The sequence below is a fragment of the Pseudomonas fluorescens genome, from assembly GCF_030344995.1.
GTDB lineage: Bacteria > Pseudomonadota > Gammaproteobacteria > Pseudomonadales > Pseudomonadaceae > Aquipseudomonas > Aquipseudomonas fluorescens_BF.
On the sequence record NZ_CP128260.1, the window covers coordinates 4568881 to 4590000 of the forward strand.

Consider the following 21120-nt stretch of genomic DNA (forward strand, 5'->3'; position numbering starts at 1 on the left):
AGGAAACCCTATACACAAAGCAACTTAGCTCGTACCTCATGCCTCCACCAGTCGGTAAAAGCTGTCAGACGCGCGGCTTTTCCTACACCTGAAACGGCCCGATTTTGTTCAAGCCCCATCACAGCGGCGTTGGCTTTGTAGGACGCGTATCTTGCTTCTCAATGGATGTCGCGTTTTGAGACAAATTCACCCTCATTGCCACTCAAACTCTTCCACTCTCAGCCCGTGAAACGGTGCTGCACGCGATCCTCGAGCATTTGGCACAACCATTGCGAAAGCCCTCTCGATCCCATCGAACAACAAGAGGTTTCGCCATGCCCCTGCTCTTTCTGCTCCCTGCCACCTCGGCCTTTATCCAGCGCCCGCCACGCATGCTGATCGGCGGCGACTGGGTCGAAGCCGCCGACGGCCAGACCATGCCGCTGCATAACCCGGCCACCGGTGAAGTGCTGTGTGTAGTGCCCCGCGCCACGCCGGAAGATGTTGATCGCGCGGTGCTCGCCGCCCGGCAAGCCTTCGATGATTCAGCCTGGAGCCGCACCCGCCCGCGCGAGCGGCAGAACCTGTTGTGGAAACTCGCTGATCTGATGCAGCGCGACGCCGAACTGCTGGCGCAACTGGAATGCCTGAACAACGGCAAGAGCGCGGCGGTGGCGCAGGTGATGGACGTGCAACTGGCCATCGACTTCCTGCGCTACATGGCCGGCTGGGCGACCAAAATTGAAGGTTCCAGCGTCGACGTCTCGTTGCCGCTGATGCCCGGCGATCAGTTCCACAGTTTCATTCGCCGCGAAGCCGTGGGTGTGGTCGGCGCCATCGTCGCCTGGAACTTCCCGTTGCTGCTGGCCTGCTGGAAACTCGGCCCGGCGCTGGCCACCGGTTGCACCGTGGTGCTCAAACCCGCCGACGAGACCCCGCTGACCGCGCTGAAACTGGCGGAACTGGTGCTGGAGGCGGGTTATCCGGAGGGCGTGTTCAACGTAGTCACCGGCACCGGCATCACCGCAGGTTCCGCCCTGACCCACAACCCGCTGGTCGACAAACTGACCTTCACTGGCTCCACCGCCGTCGGCAAGCAGATCGGCAAGATCGCCATGGATTCGATGACCCGGGTCACTCTGGAACTGGGCGGCAAATCACCAACCATCGTCATGGCCGACGCCGACCTGAAAACCGCTGCGGCGGGAGCTGCCAGTGCGATTTTCTTCAACCAGGGCCAGGTCTGCTGCGCAGGCTCCAGGCTGTACGTGCAGCGCAAGCATTTCGACAATGTGGTGGCCGATATCAGCGACATCGCCAACGCGATGAAACTCGGCAACGGCCTCGACCCGAGCATCGATATGGGCCCGCTGATTTCCGCGCGCCAGCAGGAGCGGGTCTACAACTACATCGAAATGGGCCGGGAAAGCGGCGCGACCATTGCCTGCGGTGGCGAGCAGTTCGGACCGGGGTTCTTCGTCAAGCCGACGGTGATTGTCGATGTCGATCAGCGGCATTCGCTGGTTCAGGAAGAGATCTTCGGGCCGGTGCTGGTGGCGATTCCGTTCGATGACGAAGCCGATGCACTGCGCATGGCCAACGACAGCCCTTATGGATTGGGCGCGAGCATCTGGTCGAACGATCTGGCAGCGGTGCACCGGATGATTCCGCGAATCAAGTCCGGTTCGGTTTGGGTCAACTGTCACAGTGCGCTGGATCCGGCGTTGCCGTTTGGTGGATACAAAATGTCGGGGGTCGGGCGCGAGATGGGGTATGCGGCGATCGAGCATTACACCGAGTTGAAGTCGGTGTTGATCAAGTTGTAGAAGATCAAGATCAAAATCAAAAGCCCACCCTCACCCCAGCCCTCTCCCGGAGGGAGAGGGAGCCGACCGCGCTGTTCCAACACTTGCGTGAACATGAATGACCGAGTCGATTATGGATTCAAAACCGAGCACTCAGGTCGGCGTACCTTTTCAATATCCCCCGATCAGTCCCCTCTCCCTCTGGGAGAGGGTTAGGGTGAGGGCCGGTATCCCTGACTCAACAACCATCCTCTGATCACACGCCCCCGCTCTTCACTCAAACCCGCCAACACCCGATCCGCCGGCTCATCGCGCAATCGCCGCACCAGCGGCGCCAGCTCCACGCCTTGCACATGCCAGATCCCCAGCGGCTGATCCACCGTGATCACCACCTCGGCCTCATCGACAAACCCGTCACGCAGCACCGGCATCCGCTCGATCCGCAACGCGGAAAAATTTGCCGCTGCATGCGCCACTTCAGCGTCCGGCCAGTGCCGCCGCGCCTGCCAGAATGGCTGATGGAGCCAGCGCTGTTCATCGGCGTAAAAGTCCCGACCGATCCGCGCAAAACGCAGGAACAATTGCTCGACCCGTTGCCGGTGAAAACGTTGCGCCAACGCCGCCCGTTCGGGTTTGCGCAACAGCGTATTGATCACCACCGGCGCCTGCATCGCCGAGGACAGCGACTGAAAAATCCCGTTGCCGGACAACGGGTCTACCGCCATCGCTGCATCGCCGACACGAATCCAGTTATCACCGCAGACCTGTGGCGCAAGAATTGCGGTGCTGCTGCGAGCGTGCAGTTGCAACTCCAATTCCTGCCCGCCGGCAAAGAACGCTTGAGCAAAATCCGAAATCTGACGCCGCGCACGACAGTAATCGAGCAACTGAGCCTTGCCCGGCAACCCGGCACTCGCCACATCCACCGTCCACTGCCAATAACACTGGCCGTCGTCCCGCCGCGCCATCCACGCCCAACCGTCTTCAAGGCTTTCCACGGCGCTGGCCGTCACGCCCGGCGTGCCTTGCCAGCGATTGAGCAGACTGACGGTCTCCGGCCCGCGCAGCCCCTTGCCAGACGCCGGCGCCTGTCGCCCCCGGGCTTCCACCAGAAAACCCGCCGTCAGCGTCTGACCGCCATCAAGTTCAACCCGATGGCCGTCCACCGAAGACTGAACATTCAGGACTCGCCCTTCAATCACCTCGACCCCGGCCAACCGCAGGTCTTCCCGCAAGCCACGATCAAAGGCCGGGCGATCCAGCAGAAACTCGATGTTCTGCGCATGCTGCTGGCCGTTCCATGAAACCTGTCGTTGGGACGGCAACGTGGCATCCGCCAACGCGTGATTCAACCCGGCACCGCGCAACGCCTCCAGCACCCGTTGCGACACGCCTTCGAGCGCCGCAAACCGCCGCCATTCGCTGACCAGCGTCACGTCGTAACCCAGTCGTCGAAGCCCCAACGCCACCGCCGCGCCGGCCGGTCCGGCACCGAGAATCAGGATTGAAGTCATGGACCGAGGCGCCGTTCCGGGCCGCGATAACGAGCGTGCTGTTTCAGCCATTCGAACACTTCGGCATTGCTCGCCTGCGGATGCTCCAGCAGATAGCCGGCGATATGCCCACTCAACGCTGCACACCCCAGACTGGCCCCGGACTGCCCCGGATAAGTGCCGCGAACACACGCAGCAAAATCCGCCTGCGCACTGTCGAGCCATGACCACTGCTCATCAGTGCAACGCGCATCGCCGGTCACCCGCAGCACTTGCCGATAACTCGCCGGAAACACCGCTGCGCCCTGCGCCGGGCTTGATGCACACAGCAACACTCCACGGTCGACCGCCGCCGCGCAGGCTTCGCGCAACAGGCTGCGATCCTGCCGCAGGCCAAGGCTCAGATTGATCAGCCGCACGCCCTGCGCCACCAGCCAGTCAATGGCCGCAGAAATCTGCAAGGCGCTAGTGACGCCGCGCTGATCAAACACTTGCGCTACACAGATCTGTGCGGCCGGTGCCCGACGACTGATCGCCTCGATCACCGCGCTGCCATGGCCAAGGGGATCATCACGCAACTCCGATTCGGCCAGGCCATCCTCCAGCAACGAGAATCGCCGCCCGGCAATCACTTGCACTCGCTGCGCTGCCGAGTGTCCGCTGTCGACCACACCAATCCGCAACTCAGGCTTCATGCAGCACCGTTTTCGAAATGAGCACACCTTCGAGCAATTCGAAACGCAGGTCGGCATCGGCCAGGGTCGACGGACGATGGCTGATCAGAATCCGCGTGCGCCCGGCAAACAACCGGTCGATGGCTTCGATCACCTCGCGCTCTGTGGCTTCATCGACGGCCGACGTGGCTTCGTCGAGTACCAGAATCAGCGGATCCTGCAACAGCGCCCGGGCAATCGCGATCCGCTGTTTCTGCCCGCCGGACAATTGCTGACCGCGCTCGCCCAACGGGCTGTCGAGGCCTTCGGGCAGCGATGCGATCAGGCTGTCGAGTTGCGCCAGCCGTGCGACTTCAGCGATGGCTTCGCGGCTGGCGTCCGGCACCGCGTAAGCCACGTTGTCGGCGAGGCTGCCGCGAAACAGCACGATGTCCTGACTGACCACGGCGATCCGTCGACGCAGTTCGAACAACTCCAGCTCACGCAAGTCCATTTCGCCGAGCAGCACCCGCCCGGACTGCGGATCGTGATGCCGTTGCAGCAGGTCGATCAGCGTCGACTTGCCGACGCCGGAGCCGCCACTCAAGGCGACTTTCAAACCGTAGGGAATCGTCGCTTCGATGCCGCTCAACGTGCTTGGGCGGCCCGGATGACTGAAGTGCACCGCATCGAAACGCAGCTCGCCCGAAGTCGGAAACGGTTTCGGCGTGACCGGTGAAAACACCGTGGGCTGTTCGCCGCGCAACTCCATGACCCGGCCGAGGCTGACGGTCATGCGCTGGATCGCCACATACAGACCCAGCAGGCTCTGCACCGGCCCGACTGCCATCCCCAGATAGGTGGAAAACGCGATCAGCGCGCCGAGTTGCCAGGTGCCCTGCACCACCCAATAACCGCCGATCAAAAAAGCGCAGGCGCGGGACAACGAGGTCAACGTGCCGGGCACAGCCTGGGTGAAAAACTCGGTGACTTGCAGGCGCAGCAACTGGTTCATGTAGCCCTGCCCGAGGCTTTCCAGACGCCGCGCTTCACGCTGCTGCTGGCCGGCGGACTGAATGAATTTCATCACTGGCAGGGTCTCGACCATGAACGACGACATGTCCGCCGAGCGCTCGCGCAACTGCCGCACATCGCGCTCGACCTTGCGCCGCATCCAGCGCAGCCACAGCACGTCGAGCGGGATCAGCACCAGCGCCAGCAATGACAGCTTCCACGACAGCGTGAACAGCATCGCGATCGCGACCACCAGGCCGATCACACTCGATACCGCCGAGAACAACGAGTCCACGGCAAAGCGCTGAATCTCCGCCACATCGCCGTCAAGCCGCGACATCAGATCGCCGATCCGCCGCTGGCCGTAGAAGCTTGGCGACAGCTTCTGCAAATGCCGGTAAAGGTCATCGCGCAGGGCAAACAGAATCCGCCCGGACAGGCGCGTGTGCAGATAGCGGTTTATCCCCGACAACGCCGTGCCGAGCAGCCCGGCGATAATCATCAGCACCGCGATCATTACCAGCATCGGGAAATTGCGCGCCAGCAGCCCGTCGTCGATCAGCAACTTGACCAGCCACGGCTGCACCAGTACCAGCAGCGACGCACATACCGACAGACCGAGCAGGCCGGCAATCGCCAGCCGCTGTGGTCGCACAAATCCGTACAGCCAACGCAACGCCGCTTGTAGCGCGGCGGGGTTCTGGCTGTCGATCAGCCGCACGAACAGGCGCTGCATCACGAACGCAACTGTTTGAGTTTGCGGTACAGGGTCGCACGGCTGATGCCGAGAGCGTCGGCCGCAGCCGAGACATTGCCCTGATGGGTATCGAGGGACTGGCGGATCATCTCCAGCTCGTTCTCGCGAATGCTGCCGGTCTGGGGTTTCTCGGTGGCGCAGAGTTCGTCGAGCATGCTGTCCGGCAAGTGATCGAGGGTCAGCACCGTTTCACCGGGTTCGCGCATGGCCAGCGCGGTGCGCAAGACCATCTCCAGTTGGCGGATGTTACCCGGCCAGTGATACGCGCCGAGCAGACGATTGAGGTCGTCGTGCAGCACGGCGTTCGGCGCGTCGAGTTTGCCCAGCAGGCGAGTGACCAGCGCGGCGAAGTCATCGCGCTCGCGCAGGGCCGGGAGCATCACGCTGATGCCGTTGACCCGGTAGAACAGATCCTCGCGAAATTGCTTGTCTTCGACCTGACGCTTGAGGTCGCGGTGGGTGGCGCAGATCAGCGCGACGTCGATGTCCTGCTCTTCCCCGGCCCCCAGCGGCGCGACTTTGCGATCCTGCAAAACGCGCAGCAAACGCGCCTGCAAGGCCAGCGGCATGTCACCGATTTCATCGAGAAACAACGTGCCGCCGTGGGCCTGTTGCAGGCGCCCGATCATGCCGCCACGGCGCGATCCGGTGAACGCGCCTTCGCGATAGCCGAACAGTTCCGACTCGATCAGGCCTTCGGGAATTGCCGCGCAGTTCACGGCCACAAACGGTTTGTCGCAGCGGCTGCCGGCCAGGTGCAGGGCGCGGGCGATCACTTCTTTACCGGTGCCGGTTTCGCCGAGCAGCAATACCGGCAATTCATTTGCCAGACCTTGGCGGGCCATGCGCAGGGCTCTAGCGTAGCGGGCGTTGTTGCCGGCCAGTGCTTCCAGATCCGGTTGCGCCTTGGCGGTTTTCGCCACGCTGCGCGGCGGGCCGCCGAGGTTGACCGAACGCGCCGGGGCTCGCAGGGTCTTGTAGAAAAATTCGCCCTTGGCGGTCTGCACACTGCCGACACCGCCCTGTTGCAGGCGGGTCAGCAATTGCACGCCATCGACGCCGAGGAATTCTTCGCAACGCCGCCCGACCAGCGCCGAACGCTCGGCGCGCAGCAACTGGCAGGCCTGAGCACTGACCGCCAGAATCTGCCCGCCGAGACTGACGGCGAGCAGACCTTGCCACGGTGATTCCAGATACTGCCGGCGACTGTGGAAGGCGAGGACGATCTGATCGGGAAAACTGTTGTTGAACACCCGGCTCTCGATCTGGCTGACCGCCATGCTCAGCAGCGCGGTGCTGTCATGGACGCGGCCGAGAGGGCCTTCGCGGGTCAGATCGAGGACGCCAAGAATTTCGCCCTGAGGGCAATGGATCGGCACCGAGGTGCAGGAGAAATCGGTGAGGCGGTCGAGGTAATGCTCGCCGCAATCGATCAGGGTGGGCCGGGCTTCGACCAGCGCCGTGCCGAGGGCGTTGGTGCCGCGTGCGGCTTCGCTCCAGCAGGCGCCGAGGGTGATGTCCTGCAGACCGCTGCCCTTGAGCCGGTCGGCACGTCCCTCGACCGCAAGAATGGTGGCGTCGGAATTGGCGAGGATGATCAGGCCTTCCTTGCCCTGACGCTCGGCCAGGTAATCGATGGCCGGTATCGCCGCATCGATCAACAGGCGATTGCTCGCCAGCAACACATCGAGACTGGCGCTCGATTCCAGCGCCAGCTCATGCTTGCCATTGAAATGCACGCCGTGGCTCAGGCTGCGCCGCCACGAAGCATCGATCTCCGCACGCAACACGCCATCCGGGACTTGCCCTTCTAGATGGAGTTTTTCCCGGGCCAGCCGGGCTTCGTGGTGAGACTTGGGATCGGTTGTTTTTATAAGAGTCATCAAGCGCTCCGGAGCGGTCCGCTTTGCGCTTTTTCACATCAGCGCCCTGACGCCAATGTTTACGTTAACGTCAGGGCGATGGCAAGCACCGTAGGGCGCTTGTGTTCCAGCAGGTGGATCACCTCAGCGCTGCCAAACCTCGCCAGTCACGAAAAATGCCCGGGCATTGTCTTCGAGACTTTCCAGGTGATAGCCGCCCTCCTGCACAATCAGGCACGGCAGGCCAAGGCTGCGAATGCGCTCACCCAATGCTGCGAATCCTTCACGGGTCACGGCGACTTTGCTTTGCGGGTCCAGTTCATAGATATCGAAGCCCAGCGACAGCACCAGCACCTCGGCGCCGAACTCGCGCACCGCGCTCAATGCGACGTCCAGTTGCCCGAGGAAGTCCGCTTCGCTTGAACCATGGGCCATCGGCAAGTTGAGATTGAAGCCCTCCCCCGCGCCGCTGCCGCGTTCGTCGGCGAACCCGGCGACGCCCGGATAGAAGTTCGTCGGATCGCCATGCACCGAGACGTAAAGGACGTCATCGCGATCGTAGAAGATTTCCTGGATGCCTTGGCCGTGGTGCATGTCGGTGTCGAGCACGGCGACTTTTTCAAACTTGTCGCGCAGCACCTGCGCCGCCACCGCCGCGTTGTTCACGTAGCAGAAACCGCCCGCTGCTTCGGCCCGGGCGTGATGCCCCGGCGGACGGCACAAGGCGTAGGCTGCCGGCTCACCGTCGATCAGCGCCTGAGCCCCGGCCACTGCGCTTTGCGCCGACCAGTACGCCGAGCGCCAGGTCTGTTCACCAACCGGGCAGCTGCCGTCCGCCAGATAGCGCGCCGCCTGGGCGAGAATGCCGCGCAGTGCGTTGGGCTCACGGACGAAAATGTTCGACATCACCTCGTCGCCCCAGTCTTCAGGGATTTCCTTCCAGCGTGCGTGAGCTTCCTGAAGGAACGTCAGATACGGCGCGCCATGCACCGCCAGCAACGGCGCGAGCCCGGCATCGGCGGGTAGCTCGACACTGAAGCCCAGACCGTGGGCGGCCTGCACCAGTCGTTGTGCGCGCTCGGGGACTTCCTGCGGCGTGCGCATCTGGCCTCGGGAGTAATAACTGCGTGGATGGTGGAGCAATTGTTCGGGGTGGAAAAAACTGCGCATGGTTCAGGCTCCCTGTTCGATTCGACCGGCGCGGGCCAGCACCGCGTTGAGTAATACATCCGTGCCCTGCTTCACGTCTTCGGGCAACACGTCTTCGGCTTCGTTGTGGCTCAGGCCGCCAACGCACGGGATGAACACCATCGCCGTCGGGCAATAGCGCGCGAGATGAATCGCGTCATGCCCGGCGCCACTGACAATCGGCTGCTGAGCGTAGCCCAGCACATCCACCGCCTCCTGCACCGCCGCCACGCATTCGGCGTCGAACGGTGTGGCCGGACTGATCCAGTGCGGAGTGATCGTCAGGTTCAGGCCTCGGCCATCGGCGATGGCCTGCAAGCGGGCGCGGACTTGTTGCTCCATGGCGGCGATCGCGTCATCGCGGTGATGACGCAGATCGACGGTGAAATTCACCAGACCTGGAATGGTGTTGCGCGAGGATTTGTTGATACTCAACTCGCCGACCGTGGTCAGGCCTTCCGGCGCAAAATCCGTGGCCAGACCTTCGATGGCCTGAATCATCCGCGCCACGCCGTACAAGGCGTCTTTGCGCAGCGGCATCGGCGTGGTGCCGGCGTGGGCGGCCATGCCTTCCACGCGCACATCGAGCCAGCAGATCGCCTGACCGCCCGTGACCACGCCGATGCTTTTGGCGTTGTCTTCAAGGATCGGGCCTTGCTCGATGTGCGCTTCAAAATACGCATCCACCGCGCCGCCCAACGGACGCTCACCGGCGTAACCGGTGCGCTGCAAGGACTCGGCAACGCTGATGCCATCGATATCGCGCACCGCCAGCGCAGCGTTCAGATCCATGATCCCGGTGAACACTGCCGAGCCGAACATGGCCGGGGTGAAGCGCGCGCCTTCTTCGTTGGTCCACACCGCCACTTCAAGCGGTTTGCGGGTCTGGATGTTCTGGTCGTTGAGACAGCGCACCACTTCCAGGCCGGCGAGCACGCCGTAGACGCCATCGAAACGCCCGCCCTCGGGCTGGGTGTCGAGGTGGCTGCCCATCATCACCGGTGCGGCGTCCGGATCGGTGCCGGCGCGACGGGCGAACAGGTTGCCGATGGCGTCCACGCTCAAGGTCATGCCGGCTTCGCGGCACCAGTGGGCGAACAGTTCGCGACCGGCCTTGTCTTCGTCGCTCAACGCCAGACGGCAGCTGCCGCCTCGGGCCGTCGCACCGATTTCGGCCATGGCCATCAGGCTCGCCCACAGGCGTTCGCCATTGATTTTCAACATGAAGTTCTCCTGAAATTCCGGGTTAGGCACGGGCGATTTCCGCGCGATGGGCACTGGCGTGACGACGGGCGAGGGACAGCACGCAGACCAGCGAAATGCCGGCAATCAGGCTGTAGAACACCGCCATCGGCCACCACTGCCCGGTGAACTTGTGAGCGAGCATCGTGCCGATCAGCGGCGTCAACCCACCGGCCACCGCGCCGCAAATCTGATAGGCCAGGGAGATCGCGGTGTAGCGCACACGAGTCTCGAACATGCCACTGACGTAACCGGCGATCACCGCGTAGAACGAAGCCATGCACACCACCGCCAGCGCGATGCCGAGGATGATCAACGGCGCCTGGGCCGAGCTGACCAGTACGAACATCGGATACGGTGAGGCCATCGCCAGCAGCGACACCAGGCACAGGAAACGCGTCGCACCGATTTTCTCCGCCGTCCAAGCCGCCAGCGGTTGAATGCAGAACTGGATGATCGCGACGAAGAACAGGCACTCAAGAATCAGCGAACGTGGCAGCGCCAGTTGCTGAGTGGTGTAGGCGATCATGAAAGTGTTGGTGAAATACACGCCAGCGATGCCCAGCGTGTTGGCGCCGATGCACAGCAACAGTGGGCGCCACGCGGTGCGCAAGACTTCCATCACGGGTGCCTGTTCTTTCTTGATCTGTTTCGTGGCCTGCTCGCGGCTGGCGAGAAATTCCGGCGACTCGTTCACGCCCAGACGAATCGCCAGGCCCACCAGCAGCAACAGCGCACTGGCGAGGAATGGCAGACGCCAGCCCCAGCTCATCAGGTCTTCTTCCGGCAAACGGGTCACCGCGCTGAACGCCAGCAGCGAGAGGATCAAACCCGCCGGGCTGCCCAGTTGTGCGAAAGACGCGAAGAAATTGCGCCGGCCCTTCGGCGCATGCTCGCCGGCCATCAAGACCGCCCCGCCCCATTCGCCACCAACGGCGATGCCCTGGACGATGCGCAACAGAATCAGCAACACCGGCGCCGTCGCGCCAATCTGCGCGTAGGTTGGCAACAAGCCGATGCACACCGTGACCACGCCCATCATCAACAGCGTGATGATCAGGGATTTCTTGCGGCCGATGCGGTCGCCGATATGCCCAAAAATGATCCCGCCCAATGGCCGGGCAAAGAAGCCCACGGCGAAGGTGCCGAACGCCGCCATGGTGCTGAACAGCGGATCGTCGGAGGGAAAGAACAACGCGCCGAACACCAGCGCGGCGGCGGTGGCGTAGATGTAAAAGTCGTACCACTCGATCATGGTGCCGATGAAGGCTGCGGCCGCCGCACGGCGCGGCTGGTTCGAAGCGTGAGGCTTCATGGGGTCGGGCTCCTTTGATTGTTTTTTTGGCAGGAGAAAAACGCTGATTCCAAGGCACTCTGGCGGCGCCTGTCGTGGGGTGATTTATCGTCCCGGGGCTATGATTAGTCAATTTTCTATTTATTATTCCGAGTATTACCTCACCTTATAATCGAGAGCCGCCATGGCCGAACGTGATGTGCAACGCCTGCTCAACGACCGCCTCGACTGGAACCTGCTGCGCACCTTCCGGGTGATCGGTCAGGAGCTGAGCATCAGCCGTGCCGCCGCGCGTCTGCACCTGACCCAACCGGCGGTGAGCCAGGCACTCAAGCGTCTGGAGGAGCAACTGGGTCGCCAGTTGATCGCCCGACGCGGCCCGCGCTTTGCCCTCACCGAAGTCGGCGAGCAGATTTTCGAACTGGCCGGCGAGATCTACGGGCAGATGTCCCAGGTCAGCAGCCTGTTGGAGCAACCGGCCGACGAAGTGATCGGCAAGGTGCGGTTGCTGATCATCAGCCGGATCTTTTCCGAGCGCTTCGATGACTTCCTCGCCGACTTTCATCGGCAGTATCCACGGGTGGATCTGGAGGTCGATGTGATGCGCAGTTCGGACATCGTCAGTGCCCTTCAGGAGAAAACCGCGACCCTCGGTCTGAGCCTCAATCGCCGCCCGCAACCGCGTCTGGAACAGCGTCTGTTTCTGCGTCAGCGCTATGCGTTTTTCTGCGGCAAACACCACGCGCTGTTCGGCCGACAGGACATCGGCGAAGGCGATTTGCAACGGGAGAACTTCGTCAGTTTCACCAGCGACCAGATTGGCGGGATGCTCTCGCCGCTGACGATCTTTCGTGATCAGCAAGGCTTCAGCGGACGCATCGTTGCCTCATCGCCGAGCCTGGAAGAAGTGCGACGGTTGGTGATCGCCGGGTTCGGAATCGGTTGTTTGCCGGAGCACGTGGTGGCGGCGGACGTCGACGCCGGATTGCTCTGGCGCCTGCCGCCCCACGAGGGGATTGCCGATGTCGACATTCATCTGCTGTGGAACCGCGACCAGCGCATGAGCCGCGCCGAGACGCTGTTCATCGAACGTTTGCAGGCCTGTCTGGCGAATCAGTAACCGAGCAGTCGATCCGCGCTGTTGAGCAAAGGCTCACCGGCATTCAGACGGCGGAAGTTCTCGGCGATCTGCTCGGCGATGCAGTCGTGAGATGCCGCCGAGGCCATGTGCGGGGTGATGGTCACGCCCGGTGTTTTCCACAGCGAATGATCGGCGGGCAGCGGTTCCTGTTCGAAGACATCAAGCAGTGCACCGCGCAGTTTTCCACGGGCCAGTGCCTGTTGCAGATCCTCGATGTTCAGATGACCGCCGCGCCCGACATTTATCAGTGCCGCGCCGTTGGCCAGTCGTTCGAAGGTCTGGCGATTGAGGATGCCGCGAGTCTCGTGAGTCAGCGGCAACAGATTGATCAGCAACTCCACGCCGTCGAGAAATGGATTGAAGGCATCGGTGCCGGCGAAGGTCTGCATGCCCGGTAAATCCTTGCTGCTGCGCGCCCAGCCACGCACCTCGTAACCGGCGCTGGCCAGGTCTTGGGCGATTGCGCTGCCGAGCGAGCCTAGCCCCATCACACCGATCCGGAACTCATGGGCCGGGCGTTGCAGCGGTCGCTCCCAATGCTGTTGGCGCTGTTGCTCGAGCACTTGATCGAAGCCGCGATGAAAGTGAATCACCGCCCAGCGTACGTACTCGGTCATGCCTTGGCGATGGCCGGGATCGACTACCCGGCACACTGGTAGATCCGGGCACGACGGATCGTGCTCCAGATGATCGATACCGGCAGCGACCGAGTGAATCACTTGCAGATTGGGCAACGCGGCGAGGCTGTCCGGCAGCGGAAACCAGCACGCTGCGATCTGCGCATTCGCCGCCCGGGGATCATCGGCCAGCACCGCCGAAAGCTGCGGCGCACGGCGGGCAAAGGCTTCCTGCAATTGTTTGAGCAACAGCGTATCGCGGGACATCAGTGCAACGGTGTTCATGACAGATAGGACTCGCGCTGGGATTCGATCAGGGTCAGTGCGGCCTCCCAGGCCAGGTCGATTATGTTGTCCTGCTCATCGCGGTCGAACTGTTCGGCGGTGTGGGCGCAGACCTCCGGCGATGGGAAATGCAGCTCGCAACCACCGGCCAGCGCCTGAACTTGAGCCTGACAGGCACGCTCCAGAAAGTGGATTTCCTGGAATGCCTGGGCCACGCTCGAACCGCCGACCAGCAGACCGTGATTGCGCAGGATCATCGCCCGGTGCGGGCCGAGGTCGGCAATCAAACGCTCACGTTCATCCAGCGACAGCGCGATGCCTTCGTAGGTGTGATAAGCAAGTTTTCCGTAGAACTTCAGCGCGTGCTGACTGATCGGCAGCAAGCCTTGCTTCTGCGCGGCGACGGCCATGCCGGCGGCGGTGTGGGTGTGGATCACGCAGTTCAGATCCGGCCGCGCCATGTGGATCGCCGAGTGGATCACGAAGCCGGCGGCGTTGACCCTGTGCCCGGCGTATTCAGGGTCGACGATGCGCCCGTCCTGATCGATGCGCACCAGATCTGAAGCGCGCATGCGGTCGAAGATCACGCCGTAGCGGTTGATCAGGAAATGATGCTCCGGCCCCGGAATCCGCAGGGTGATGTGGGTGTCGATCAGGTCGGTCATGCGAAAGTGCGCGATCAGGCGGTACAGTGCGGCGAGCTCGCAACGGGCTTGCCATTCGATCGGGTCAATGTGGGCGGGTTTACTCACGAATACACCTCTTTGCTTGTGTGAAGGACGACCGGGTTGGCCCGCAGACGCGCGAGACCACAGACACCGATCAAAGACAGGGCCGACAGCAGCGTGAAGAACACCGCCAATGGCAGCCACTGCCCGGAAAACTTGCTGGCCAACAGCGTACCGATCAGCGGCGTGGTACCGCCGGCCACCGCGCAACTCAACTGGTAAGCGATGGAAATGCCCGAGTAGCGCAGGTGCACCGGGAACGCCTGGGTCATGTACCCGGCGATCACCGCGTACAGGGCCGAGAGAATCACTACCGCGACGGCGATGCCGAGGGTCATCAACAGAATGTTTTGAGTGCCGACCAGCAGGAACATCGGGTACGGCGTGACCATGCACAGCAGCGCCACCAGCATCAGGAATCGCCCTTCGCCGATGCGCTCGGCGAGCAGTGCCGACAACGGTTGCGAGAGCAATTGAATGATCGTCACCAGGAACAGGCAGTCGAGAATGGTCGCCCTTGGGATGCCCTGATATTGGGTGACGTAGGTGATCATGAAGGTGTTGGTGAAGAAGAAGCCGGCCGAACCGATGGTGACGGCGGCGGCAGCAAACAAGATCTGCCGCCAGCACTGACGGATCACGTCTTTCACCGGGTACTTCGCTGTCTCGTTGTTGTCCTTGGCCTTGGCAAATTCCGGCGATTCATGCACACCGGAGCGGATCATCAGACCGACCATCATCAGCACGCCGCTGGCGAGGAACGGCAGACGCCAGCCCCAGGCGAGGAAGTCTTCCGGCGACAGCGACGTCACCAGTCGGAACGCGATCAACGCCAGCAGCAAACCTGCCGGGCTGCCGAGTTGTGCAAAGGAAGCGTAGAAGGTCTTGCGTTTAGCCGGGGCGTGCTCACTGGCCATCAACACCGCCCCGCCCCACTCGCCGCCGACGGAGATGCCCTGGATCAGGCGCAACACGATCAGTCCGATCGGCGCCCAGATGCCGACGCTGGCGTAGCTCGGCAACAGACCGATACCCGCCGTGGCCAGCCCCATCAGCGCCATGGTCACCAGCAGCATTTTCTTGCGGCCGAGGCGGTCGCCCAAATGGCCGAACACCATGCCGGCCATCGGACGGGCGATGAAGCCGACGGCGAAACTGCCGAACGCGGCGAGCGTGCTGGTCACTGGATCGCTGCTGGGAAAGAACACTTGCCCGAGTACCAGTGCGGCGGCGGTGGCGTAGATGTAGAAATCGTAGAACTCGATGGTCGTGCCAATGAAGGCAGCGGCCGCGGCGCGACGCGGCTGAGCGGTGGTGTGCATGCAAGAACCCTGTGTATTTATAGTTTTGGGCAGGTGTCGAGGCGGCTGACGGTCGCGCTCTGTGGCGCTTGTGGGCTTTATCGCTTCCGTGACAGGATTAGTCAATTTTCAAAAACTTATCTTTACTATTAGCGTGGCTACTACATGACTTCTTCCGCTAATCCCTGGATCGGTCGGCGTTTTCTCAATGACCGGCTGGACTGGAACCTGCTGCGGACGTATCTGGTGATCGGGCAGGAAGGCAGCATGAGCCGCGCTGCTGCGCGATTGCACATCACACAGTCCGCGGTCAGCCAGGCGTTGAAACGTCTCGAGGAACAACTGGATTGTGTGTTGATTGCCCGCAGCGGGCGGCGCTTTGATCTGACGGAAACCGGAGAAGAAGTCCTGCGGATTGCGGCGGATATCTACGGCGACATTTCACGTTTGGGCACCGTGGTCGAGAACCGTCATGACGACGTGGTGGGGAAGATCCGTATCCTCACTGTCAGTGGTGTGCAGGCGCGGCATTACGATGAGTTTCTTGCGGACTTCCACGAAACTCACCCGAAAATCGAACTGGAAGTCGAGGTGATGGGTAGCTCGAACATCATCAGTTCATTGCTGCAAAAGACCGCTACGGTCGGCGTCGGTTTATGTCGCCTGCCCCAGCCACGGTTGGAGCAACGGGTGCTGTTCCGTGAGCGCTATGCGTACTTTTGCGGGCAGCGGCATCGACTGTTCGGACAACAGAATCTGACGTTGGAACAGCTGGCGGCCGAGAATTTTGTCAGCTTCACCAGTGATCAGCTTGGCGGCAATCTTTCGCCGTTGACGCTGTTTCGTGACCAGCAGGGTTTTACCGGCAAGATCGTCGCATCCTCCACCAGTTTCGAAGAGATTTACCGTTTGATCTGTGCAGGATTCGGGATTGGCTGCTTGCCGATTCACCTGGTTCGTCGGGATGTCGAACAGGGTTTGCTGTGGCGATTGCCGCCAGAGGACGGGGTGGTGGATTTCGATATCCAACTGCTGTGGAATCGCGAGCAGAAGATGACTCAGGCTGAAACGGTGTTCCTAGACAGCTTCCAGCACATGCTCAGCTTGCGTGAGCCTGTGCTGTGAAACTTTGGCGGATTACACGTGGGGATCGCCGGGCGCCTTTGTCGGCGCCGCATATTGCGGCTTGAGGTGACCGTCCTGGTCGAGTAGCCAGGCGTCCATGATCTGCCGCACCACGGGACCTGCGACTCGGCCACCGGCCTCGCCATTTTCGATCATCACCGAGATCGCGATCTTTGGATGTTCGGCCGGAGCAAAACCGACGAACAAGGCGTTGTCACGGTGGCGCTCGAGGGTTTTCTCGCGGTTGTAGCGCTCGCCCTGCTTGATCGCCACCACTTGCGCCGTACCGCTCTTGCCGGCGATGCGGTATTGCGCACCGGCCGCCGCCGCACGTGCGATGCCTCGGGCATCGTGCATCACCATCTGCATGCCGTGGTTGACCTGCTCCCAGTCACGCGGATCCTTGAGCAGGATGTTCGGCATCGGGTGTTCGTCCACCGGCGCCACACCGTCGACGGTCTTGGCCAGGTGCGGGCGATTCCAGATGCCCTTGTTGGCAATCAGTGCGGTGGCTTGAGCCAGTTGCAGCGGCGTAACCTGCATGTAGCCCTGACCGATACCAAGGATCACGGTTTCGCCCGGGAACCAGGCTTGCCGGCGCGTGGCGCGCTTCCAGGCCTGGGACGGCATCAGACCGGGCGACTCCTCGAACATGTCGAGCGAGACTTTCTCGCCTAGGCCGAACATTGCCATGTAATCGTGCAGGCGATCGATGCCGAGCTTGTGCGCCAGGTCGTAGAAGTAGGTGTCGTTGGAACGCATGATCGCTGCGTCCATGTCCACCCAGCCGTCGCCGCTGTGGTTCCAGTTGCGGTACTTGTGGTCAAAGTCCGGCAGTTGGTAGTAACCCGGATCGAAGACTCGGGTTTGTGGAGTGACGACACCGGCGTCGAGGCCAGCGATGGCCACCTCCGGCTTGATCGTCGAACCGGGCGCGTACAGGCCGCGCAGTACGCGGTTGAACAGCGGACGGTCGATGGAGTCGCGCAGCGCGGAATATTCCTTCGAGCTGATACCGGTCACGAACAGATTGGGGTCAAAGCTCGGGTTGCTGACCATGGCCAGCACTTCGCCGGTCGAGGGGTCCAGTGCAACGACCGAGCCGCGACGGTCGCCCAGTGCGGCTTCGGCGGCTTCCTGGAGTTTGATATCGAGGCTGAGGACGATGTTTTTGCCGGGTATCGGATCGGTATGCTTCAGCACGCGCAGTACGCGGCCCTGAGCATTGGTCTCTACTTCCTCGTAACCGACGTGGCCGTGCAGTTGTGGCTCGTAGAAGCGTTCGATACCGGTCTTGCCGATGGATTGGGTGCCGCGGTATTCAACGGAATCGAGGGTCTTGGATTCTTTCTCGTTGATGCGGCCAACGTAGCCGATCGAGTGTGCGAAGTGCGCGCCCAGCGGGTAGTTACGAACGAATTGTGGCTCTACATCCAGGCCCGGCAGGCGGAATTCGTTGACTGCCAGCACGGCGATCTGTTCTTCGGTCAGCTCATAGAACAGCGTTACCGGTGTAAACGGGTGGCGGGACTGCTTCATGGCTTTATCGAAGACTGTGCGGTCTTCGGCGGGAAGGTGCAGGAGGCTGATGACTTCATCCAGCTCCTGGTTGACGTCATTCGCGCGCTCTCTTGTGATCGTCAGGTTATAGCTGGGACGGTTATCGGCCAGCAACACGCCATTGCGATCGTAGATCAGGCCACGTGTCGGTGGGATCGGCAGGACATGGACGCGGTTGTTTTCGGAGATGGTCGAGTGGTAGTCGAACTCGACAACTTGCAGGATGTACAGGCGCACCACCAGGGCGCAACTGACGGCGAAGACGAACAAGGCACAGGCGATCAGGCGTTTGTTGACCAGTCGTGTCTCTTTTTCGTGATCCTTGATAGGGATGGGTTCGGGCATTTCTGCAGCCACTCTTTGAAAAAATGAGCGCCGATCCTTGGGCGTGACATCAGTCCGTTAAAAAACGAGCTGCACCATACCAAAAACCGGGCGGTCATTTCAGAGGGATTTCCCCAATGGTTGTAGCAACGACAGTCGGACCACTTTCCTGCGGGCAAAACAAAACCCCAACTGCTTTCGCAATTGGGGTTTCGGAATTTAATCTTGACGATGACCTACTCTCACATGGGGAAACCCCACACTACCATCGGCGATGCATCGTTTCACTTCTGAGTTCGGGATGGGATCAGGTGGTTCCAACGCTCTATGGTCGTCAAGAAATTCGGGTACTGAGTCGTGGCCGGATGGCCTCGCTTCAGCAAATTGGGTATGTGACAGCTTTCGGTGTTTTGTGAGCATCGAACTTTCGGTTCATTGCGTCTTCACACACCGCAATCTGGCCTCTTTCGTTTTTTCAACTAGGAGCATCAGATTGCTTGGGTGTTATATGGTCAAGCCTCACGGGCAATTAGTATTGGTTAGCTCAACGCCTCACAGCGCTTACACACCCAACCTATCAACGTCGTAGTCTTCGACGGCCCTTCAGGGAACTCAAGGTTCCAGTGAGATCTCATCTTGAGGCAAGTTTCCCGCTTAGATGCTTTCAGCGGTTATCTTTCCCGAACATAGCTACCCGGCAATGCCACTGGCGTGACAACCGGAACACCAGAGGTTCGTCCACTCCGGTCCTCTCGTACTAGGAGCAGCCCCTCTCAAATCTCAAACGTCCACGGCAGATAGGGACCGAACTGTCTCACGACGTTCTAAACCCAGCTCGCGTACCACTTTAAATGGCGAACAGCCATACCCTTGGGACCGGCTTCAGCCCCAGGATGTGATGAGCCGACATCGAGGTGCCAAACACCGCCGTCGATATGAACTCTTGGGCGGTATCAGCCTGTTATCCCCGGAGTACCTTTTATCCGTTGAGCGATGGCCCTTCCATACAGAACCACCGGATCACTAAGACCTACTTTCGTACCTGCTCGACGTGTCTGTCTCGCAGTCAAGCGCGCTTTTGCCTTTATACTCTACGACCGATTTCCGACCGGTCTGAGCGCACCTTCGTACTCCTCCGTTACTCTTTAGGAGGAGACCGCCCCAGTCAAACTACCCACCATACACTGTCCTCGATCCGGATAACGGACCTGAGTTAGAACCTCAAAGTTGCCAGGGTGGTATTTCAAGGATGGCTCCACGCGAACTGGCGTCCACGCTTCAAAGCCTCCCACCTATCCTACACAAGCAAATTCAAAGTCCAGTGCAAAGCTATAGTAAAGGTTCACGGGGTCTTTCCGTCTAGCCGCGGATACACTGCATCTTCACAGCGATTTCAATTTCACTGAGTCTCGGGTGGAGACAGCGCCGCCATCGTTACGCCATTCGTGCAGGTCGGAACTTACCCGACAAGGAATTTCGCTACCTTAGGACCGTTATAGTTACGGCCGCCGTTTACCGGGGCTTCGATCAAGAGCTTCGCGTTAGCTAACCCCATCAATTAACCTTCCGGCACCGGGCAGGCGTCACACCCTATACGTCCACTTTCGTGTTTGCAGAGTGCTGTGTTTTTAATAAACAGTCGCAGCGGCCTGGTATCTTCGACCGGCGTGGGCTTACGCAGCAAGTGCTTCACCCTCACCGGCGCACCTTCTCCCGAAGTTACGGTGCCATTTTGCCTAGTTCCTTCACCCGAGTTCTCTCAAGCGCCTTGGTATTCTCTACCCAACCACCTGTGTCGGTTTGGGGTACGGTTCCTGGTTATCTGAAGCTTAGAAGCTTTTCTTGGAAGCATGGCATCAACCACTTCGTCGCCTAAAGGCAACTCGTCATCAGCTCTCGGCCTTGGAATCCCGGATTTACCTAAGATTCCAGCCTACCACCTTAAACTTGGACAACCAACGCCAAGCTGGCCTAGCCTTCTCCGTCCCTCCATCGCAATAACCAGAAGTACAGGAATATTAACCTGTTTTCCATCGACTACGCTTTTCAGCCTCGCCTTAGGGACCGACTAACCCTGCGTCGATTAACGTTGCGCAGGAAACCTTGGTCTTTCGGCGTGGGTGTTTTTCACACCCATTGTCGTTACTCATGTCAGCATTCGCACTTCTGATACCTCCAGCAAGCTTCTCAACTCACCTTCACAGGCTTACAGAACGCTCCTCTACCGCATCACTTACGTGATACCCGTAGCTTCGGTGTATGGTTTGAGCCCCGTTACATCTTCCGCGCAGGCCGACTCGACTAGTGAGCTATTACGCTTTCTTTAAAGGGTGGCTGCTTCTAAGCCAACCTCCTAGCTGTCTAAGCCTTCCCACATCGTTTCCCACTTAACCATAACTTTGGGACCTTAGCTGACGGTCTGGGTTGTTTCCCTTTTCACGACGGACGTTAGCACCCGCCGTGTGTCTCCCATGCTCGGCACTTGTAGGTATTCGGAGTTTGCATCGGTTTGGTAAGTCGGGATGACCCCCTAGCCGAAACAGTGCTCTACCCCCTACAGTGATACATGAGGCGCTACCTAAATAGCTTTCGAGGAGAACCAGCTATCTCCGAGCTTGATTAGCCTTTCACTCCGATCCACAGGTCATCCGCTAACTTTTCAACGGTAGTCGGTTCGGTCCTCCAGTCAGTGTTACCTAACCTTCAACCTGCCCATGGATAGATCGCCCGGTTTCGGGTCTATTCCCAGCGA

General features: G+C 60.8%; 14 protein-coding genes and 2 rRNA genes (1 of these 16 only partly in view). 3 read left to right on the forward strand and 13 right to left on the reverse strand.

Going from position 1 to position 21120, the window contains the following annotated elements; genetic code table 11:
- Nucleotides 1–314: 314 nt before the first annotated feature.
- Complete coding sequence (locus QR290_RS20390) at nt 315–1805, forward strand: aldehyde dehydrogenase family protein (RefSeq protein WP_289203476.1); 1491 nt, start codon at nt 315–317, stop codon at nt 1803–1805.
- A gap of 191 nt (nt 1806–1996) precedes the next feature.
- On the opposite strand, the gene qhpG is transcribed toward QR290_RS20390, so the two are convergent.
- The 7 genes from qhpG to QR290_RS20425 form a co-directional block, all read right to left on the reverse strand.
- Entirely contained in the window at nt 1997–3298 is a 1302-nt protein-coding gene (gene qhpG / locus QR290_RS20395) for a flavin-dependent monooxygenase QhpG (protein WP_289203477.1), read from the reverse strand.
- Nucleotides 3295–3972 (reverse strand): subtilisin-like serine protease QhpE, encoded by a 678-nt coding sequence (qhpE, locus tag QR290_RS20400; RefSeq protein WP_289203478.1) that lies wholly within the window; start codon nt 3970–3972, stop codon nt 3295–3297. Before qhpE ends, qhpG begins: the two co-directional genes overlap by 4 nt.
- Complete coding sequence (locus QR290_RS20405; protein ID WP_289203479.1) at nt 3962–5680, reverse strand: ABC transporter ATP-binding protein; 1719 nt, start codon at nt 5678–5680, stop codon at nt 3962–3964. Before QR290_RS20405 ends, qhpE begins: the two co-directional genes overlap by 11 nt.
- On the reverse strand, nt 5680–7584 hold the full coding sequence (locus QR290_RS20410) for a sigma-54-dependent Fis family transcriptional regulator (RefSeq protein ID WP_289203480.1): 1905 nt from the start codon (nt 7582–7584) through the stop codon (nt 5680–5682). The genes QR290_RS20405 and QR290_RS20410 overlap by 1 nt, the downstream gene beginning before the upstream one ends.
- 123 nt (nt 7585–7707) lie before the next feature.
- Complete coding sequence (locus tag QR290_RS20415; RefSeq protein ID WP_289203481.1) at nt 7708–8733, reverse strand: histone deacetylase family protein; 1026 nt, start codon at nt 8731–8733, stop codon at nt 7708–7710.
- A gap of 3 nt (nt 8734–8736) precedes the next feature.
- Nucleotides 8737–9975 (reverse strand): Zn-dependent hydrolase, encoded by a 1239-nt coding sequence (locus QR290_RS20420; protein ID WP_115078678.1) that lies wholly within the window; start codon nt 9973–9975, stop codon nt 8737–8739.
- Nucleotides 9976–9997: 22 nt separating this feature from the next.
- On the reverse strand, nt 9998–11308 hold the full coding sequence (locus QR290_RS20425; RefSeq protein WP_289203482.1) for an MFS transporter: 1311 nt from the start codon (nt 11306–11308) through the stop codon (nt 9998–10000).
- A gap of 163 nt (nt 11309–11471) precedes the next feature.
- Between QR290_RS20425 and QR290_RS20430 the strand changes: the two genes are divergently transcribed.
- Entirely contained in the window at nt 11472–12407 is a 936-nt protein-coding gene (locus QR290_RS20430; RefSeq protein WP_289203483.1) for a LysR family transcriptional regulator, read from the forward strand.
- Here QR290_RS20430 and QR290_RS20435 read toward each other — a convergent pair.
- From QR290_RS20435 to QR290_RS20445, 3 genes are read right to left on the reverse strand one after another with little or no spacing between them, the layout of a single operon-like run.
- Nucleotides 12401–13330, reverse strand: a complete 930-nt coding sequence (locus QR290_RS20435; RefSeq protein ID WP_289203484.1) for a 2-hydroxyacid dehydrogenase — start codon at nt 13328–13330, stop codon at nt 12401–12403. The genes QR290_RS20430 and QR290_RS20435 overlap by 7 nt on opposite strands.
- Entirely contained in the window at nt 13327–14082 is a 756-nt protein-coding gene (locus QR290_RS20440; RefSeq protein WP_007953122.1) for a class II aldolase/adducin family protein, read from the reverse strand. The genes QR290_RS20435 and QR290_RS20440 overlap by 4 nt, the downstream gene beginning before the upstream one ends.
- Nucleotides 14079–15380, reverse strand: coding sequence for an MFS transporter (locus QR290_RS20445; RefSeq protein ID WP_289203485.1), 1302 nt, complete (start codon nt 15378–15380; stop codon nt 14079–14081). The genes QR290_RS20440 and QR290_RS20445 overlap by 4 nt, the downstream gene beginning before the upstream one ends.
- A gap of 144 nt (nt 15381–15524) precedes the next feature.
- Here QR290_RS20445 and QR290_RS20450 point away from each other — a divergent pair, with 144 nt between their 5' ends.
- A complete protein-coding gene (locus QR290_RS20450) occupies nt 15525–16484 on the forward strand; it encodes a LysR family transcriptional regulator (protein WP_064381145.1) in 960 nt (319 codons plus the stop codon).
- Nucleotides 16485–16496: 12 nt separating this feature from the next.
- On the opposite strand, the gene mrdA is transcribed toward QR290_RS20450, so the two are convergent.
- The 3 genes from mrdA to QR290_RS20465 form a co-directional block, all read right to left on the reverse strand.
- Nucleotides 16497–18389 (reverse strand): penicillin-binding protein 2, encoded by a 1893-nt coding sequence (gene mrdA, locus QR290_RS20455; protein ID WP_115078683.1) that lies wholly within the window; start codon nt 18387–18389, stop codon nt 16497–16499.
- Nucleotides 18390–18591: 202 nt separating this feature from the next.
- A 5S ribosomal RNA gene (rrf, locus tag QR290_RS20460) occupies nt 18592–18707 on the reverse strand.
- Between the two features lie 169 nt (nt 18708–18876).
- Nucleotides 18877–21120: ribosomal RNA gene (locus QR290_RS20465) — 23S ribosomal RNA — on the reverse strand; it runs 647 nt beyond the window's last position.

Coding starts and splice junctions, on each gene's coding strand:
- QR290_RS20390 (WP_289203476.1), top strand. CDS start 315: ATGCCCCTGCTCTTTCTGCTCCCTGCCACCTCGGCCTTTATCCAGCGC.
- qhpG (WP_289203477.1), bottom strand. CDS start 3,298: ATGACTTCAATCCTGATTCTCGGTGCCGGACCGGCCGGCGCGGCGGTG.
- qhpE (WP_289203478.1), bottom strand. CDS start 3,972: ATGAAGCCTGAGTTGCGGATTGGTGTGGTCGACAGCGGACACTCGGCA.
- QR290_RS20405 (WP_289203479.1), bottom strand. CDS start 5,680: ATGCAGCGCCTGTTCGTGCGGCTGATCGACAGCCAGAACCCCGCCGCG.
- QR290_RS20410 (WP_289203480.1), bottom strand. CDS start 7,584: ATGACTCTTATAAAAACAACCGATCCCAAGTCTCACCACGAAGCCCGG.
- QR290_RS20415 (WP_289203481.1), bottom strand. CDS start 8,733: ATGCGCAGTTTTTTCCACCCCGAACAATTGCTCCACCATCCACGCAGT.
- QR290_RS20420 (WP_115078678.1), bottom strand. CDS start 9,975: ATGTTGAAAATCAATGGCGAACGCCTGTGGGCGAGCCTGATGGCCATG.
- QR290_RS20425 (WP_289203482.1), bottom strand. CDS start 11,308: ATGAAGCCTCACGCTTCGAACCAGCCGCGCCGTGCGGCGGCCGCAGCC.
- QR290_RS20430 (WP_289203483.1), top strand. CDS start 11,472: ATGGCCGAACGTGATGTGCAACGCCTGCTCAACGACCGCCTCGACTGG.
- QR290_RS20435 (WP_289203484.1), bottom strand. CDS start 13,330: ATGAACACCGTTGCACTGATGTCCCGCGATACGCTGTTGCTCAAACAA.
- QR290_RS20445 (WP_289203485.1), bottom strand. CDS start 15,380: ATGCACACCACCGCTCAGCCGCGTCGCGCCGCGGCCGCTGCCTTCATT.
- QR290_RS20450 (WP_064381145.1), top strand. CDS start 15,525: ATGACTTCTTCCGCTAATCCCTGGATCGGTCGGCGTTTTCTCAATGAC.
- mrdA (WP_115078683.1), bottom strand. CDS start 18,389: ATGCCCGAACCCATCCCTATCAAGGATCACGAAAAAGAGACACGACTG.